This window comes from Fibrobacter succinogenes, from assembly GCF_902779965.1.
In the GTDB taxonomy this organism is placed as follows: Bacteria; Fibrobacterota; Fibrobacteria; order Fibrobacterales; family Fibrobacteraceae; genus Fibrobacter; species Fibrobacter succinogenes_F.
In genome coordinates this window covers 1-3,778 of the sequence record NZ_CACZDK010000071.1, presented here as the reverse complement: position 1 = coordinate 3,778, position 3,778 = coordinate 1, and the positions used below count along the sequence as shown (strand labels likewise).

3 protein-coding genes are annotated in these 3,778 nt (G+C 48.5%); 1 reads left to right on the top strand and 2 read right to left on the bottom strand.

Features of this window, described 5'->3' with window-relative positions; translation table 11 throughout:
• Positions 1–388: nitroreductase family protein (locus HUF13_RS17095; RefSeq protein WP_304039361.1), on the top strand; the 388-nt coding region annotated here is incomplete at its 5' end.
• A 147-nt stretch (positions 389–535) separates the two neighbouring features.
• Here the strand turns inward: HUF13_RS17095 and HUF13_RS17090 are convergent.
• The gene (locus tag HUF13_RS17090; protein ID WP_173342349.1) at positions 536–2,725 is read right to left on the bottom strand and encodes an FISUMP domain-containing protein; all 2,190 of its coding nucleotides are present in this window, start codon (positions 2,723–2,725) and stop codon (positions 536–538) included.
• 8 nt (positions 2,726–2,733) lie between these two features.
• Positions 2,734–3,558 carry a TIGR02147 family protein gene (locus HUF13_RS17085; RefSeq protein WP_173342348.1) on the bottom strand — a complete coding sequence of 275 codons (825 nt, stop codon included), beginning with the start codon at positions 3,556–3,558 and terminating at the stop codon, positions 2,734–2,736.
• Positions 3,559–3,778: the final 220 nt, after the last annotated feature.

Below are 3,778 nucleotides of genomic sequence, written 5' to 3'. Positions count from 1 at the left end.
GACACGTCGCAGTACTCGCAAGTTCAAGGCACAGCCCGTTGAACTCGAGAAGTTGAAGCAGATTGTCGAGGCGGGCCAGTTCGGGCCTACCGGCGGCAACGCGCAGAGCAACCACTTCTTCGTGATTTCGGATGCTTCGGTGATTGCGAAACTCAAGGAGTTGGTGCAGTCCGCCTTTGCCGCGATGGAACTCCGCGAAGACTTGTACAAGAGCCTCAAGAATTCCATCACGCTTGCGCGCAAGGGAAACTACTCGTTCTGCTACACGGCGCCTGTGCTGATTGTAGTCGCGAACAAGAAGGAATACGGCAACAACATGGCCGATGTCGCTTGTGCCGTGGAGAACATGATGCTTGCCGCGAACGAGCTCGACCTCGGCAGTTGCTAGAAGACGAACGTGTGTACGCCTCCGTTGCCGTCGGCTACGCCGACACGGAAAGTGGCCTTCCGAACCGCGCGGAATCCCCGCGCGTCGGCAACGAAGTCGTGTTCATTTAATACCGGCAATCCAGCGGTCTAAAAAGTCCATCTGTTTTTATTCCTTGACGCAGCGGACAGGAGCCTTGATGTCATTCCTGACACTGTAGAATCTGTTAGACAATTCTATTTCGTAGGTTGTTATTTCTGCTAACGATATTTCACTTTCTCCGGTATCATGGAGCCAGAATCTATCTTCTTCGGTATCTAGGAACCAGAAGTACTGACAGTCGCTATTCACATGGGCATCTCTATTAAACAACCCGGTCTTGGTGAAACTCAGTCCATAAGTGTCCAATCCATTATAGCCAACGCCCAGGCTATTCATCTGCGTGAACAATGTATTGAACAAATCTCGCGTCGAGGTATAAATTTCAATTTCACCAGATTTTTCTGAACCGTCAGGAATACGTAGAAGTGAAACTTCATTACTGTTCGGCAATCTCCATCCTTCCGGGCAAGCTTGTTCCGCTGCTTTTATGGTATAGAAGTAACCTGAATTTTTGCAGTTGTCACTTTCGCAAAATTGCTTGTCAACTTCAAAGGTTCCTGGAGCCCCTTGATACTTGAGATTTTCGGCCATCCATGTCGTGCCGCGGTAGTCAATGGTACGGTAGGTACGGCCATCTCTCGGGTCCAAAAACGAGCCGTATTCAATGTCGGGATTGAAATAAAGTTCGTATGGAATTTCCCATGATTCGTCATTGCTTGAATACCACTTTCCGTCTTTGCAGGCATAATTCGTCTTGTAGTTTTTGTATTTTTCATTGGCTGTAGAGTACCTTGCGCCATTTTCGCAGGTGACTTCGTCAAATTGGCGCCATTCACCCTCATGGCACACATAATACATAGATTGCAGTTCACGGCTTTCGACACGTTTGCCCTCTTCGTCGCATGGGGTTCCGTATGTTTCCCTTTCCAAGCGGGTGGCCGTCCCCCAAACGCCGTTCCTACAAATATGGAATGAATCCGGTTTCACGACGCTTTTCGTCATTTCCCCATTTTTTTCGCAGGGAACGTCCACGACTTCGGCTTCAAAAGGAGTCGCCATGTCCCATGCGTTCAGGGTATATTCTCGATCTACGAAATATTTCCCTGTCCAAACAGTATCCCTGCAAATATAAACCGCTCCAGGATTCAGGTTGCTCTTGAACAATGCTCCTGCCGTATCGCACGGGACCTGCTTCATTTCAACATTGACGGTCTTTGTTGAATCCCATCCATTATCGGTTGTGCAAACATAGGAACGTTCGGGGTTCTTACGGCTCACGATGAACTTGCCGTCGACATCGCAGGGAATTCCCGATGTTTCGACATCCAGCGGAGAAGCGATTTCCCAATTAGTGTAGTAGGCACTTATGGTAGAAAAATTGTAATAACTGCTCTTCTTGCAAATCAATGAACTGTCTTTGTTGAACTTTCCAACCATCGCATCGCTGCAGTACGGCATTCCGGAGCACTTGCGCCAGATGTTCTGTATGATGGCTTCCGGGTCCAAAATTTCGTAGTCACTGTACACGCACCCTATGGGCATGAAACTAAAGGCAATTCGGTCAAATGAATCGTAAGGCTGATTATTGATGCAGTAATTTCCCGGTTCGAGCTTGCCGTCGGCAAAATCATTAACTAATTCCGCATTCAATTGATTGTGGCCATCCCCGTAAAGGAAGAACAAGGTGTATTCCAAGTAATATGTTGGCATACGACGATCGGCAAGCAGGGAATCTAGACCGAGTTCACGCAACAGCTCTGTTGCCGCCTGTATCCAAGCGGAATCGTGTGCGGCTCCCTGTTTTTCAAGAAACTCGAGACGCTTTTCGACAAAGGCACTCAGGACTCCATATTCTTCTTCTTTCATCATAATGGCTGCGTACGAGGGCTCCTTGGCGGAATCCGCTTTTATCTCCGCCATTTTCGCAGGTTTTTTTGCGGCGGGCAACTGTTTCTGAATGTCTATGTACTCAATGTGGTCTGGTACGCATCCTTGATTATCCGGAATGTGTATTCCTACGACGGATGAACTCGATGACTCCACTTTCACCGAGGAACTGCTCTCCTCCAGGACAGAACTCGAGGATTCGATTTCCAAAAGGGAACTGGACGAGCTTTCATTATCCGCGATGGCGGGTTCGTCTTCCCAGACGCCGGCATCCTGCGGGTTCTTCGTTTCGGAGCAGGCGCAGAAAAATGCGGCGGCAAGGAACGATGCAGCAAGCGTCAGGCTATTCAAAGTTTTAAGCGTTTTCATACATCCCCCTAGATTTCATCGACTTTCTTCGTCAGCGGGAAAAGTTGCAGATTCAGGCGGTAGACCTGGTTAATATTTTTGCATTCGCCGGCGATGGCGGCCACCTTGCGGCGGCACTCGTTCACTTCGCGTTCTATACGGCGGTAGGTAATTTTGTCGACACCCATGGTGAGGCCCGAGATGTTCCGTTCGTCAATGTTTGTGCTGTCCAGCGACAGAATGCCGAGACGGCCCATTTCGCGGTTCATGGAGCGTACTGTCAGGGGCAGGGCGTCTTTTGAAATCTTCACCATCTTCGAAGTCTGCTCGTAGGAATTCTCTCCCGTTTTCTTCAGAAGCCCCGTCTTCACTAGGAACTGGAGTGTATCGCGGACATCGAGTGCCGTGACCTCGTAATTGATTTTTGCGGCCATTTCGCTTGGAAGTGCGCCGGGCATCAGCGGGGCAAGTTCCCGCACGATCGGGCACACCGGATGTTCGCAGAAACGGAAACCGTCCGCATTCAGGACGAACATCTTGTTCTCCTTGGCCGACTGCAAGATTTTCGCAAGCACGGCCTTTTTCTCGGCATCGCTTTTCGCATGGTCCAACTGCACCAGGTGTTCAAAGAAGGTTCGTTCAAACCCCTCGAGGCCCATAGCCTTCGCGACTTTTTGAATTCCGGGCTTGCTTAAGTTTGTCTTTCCGTCGCATACCAGTTTCAGGTACGTGGGCGAAACGAATCCGGCCAGCTTGGCGAATTCCCTCCACGAAAACGCAGATGACTTCTTCCGCTCCTCATAGAAATCGTGCATGTAGCGGCGATAGTTCAAATATTCAAGAATGGGCTTCATATTCGCTTCCCTTTCGTTTTCGGTTGACATTGATGCGACCCGACATCTATAAATCTAATTCCGCGATCATCCAAAAAAATGAATAAATATTACAAAATCTCAATTTTTGTGGTAAAATCAGCAATTTTTTTTGATTTTTAAAGCGATTTTTTAGTAATGATACGTTCATGTATCATTAGATAGCGTATCATATAGTTCTTATCGCGGCAACTATTTTTTT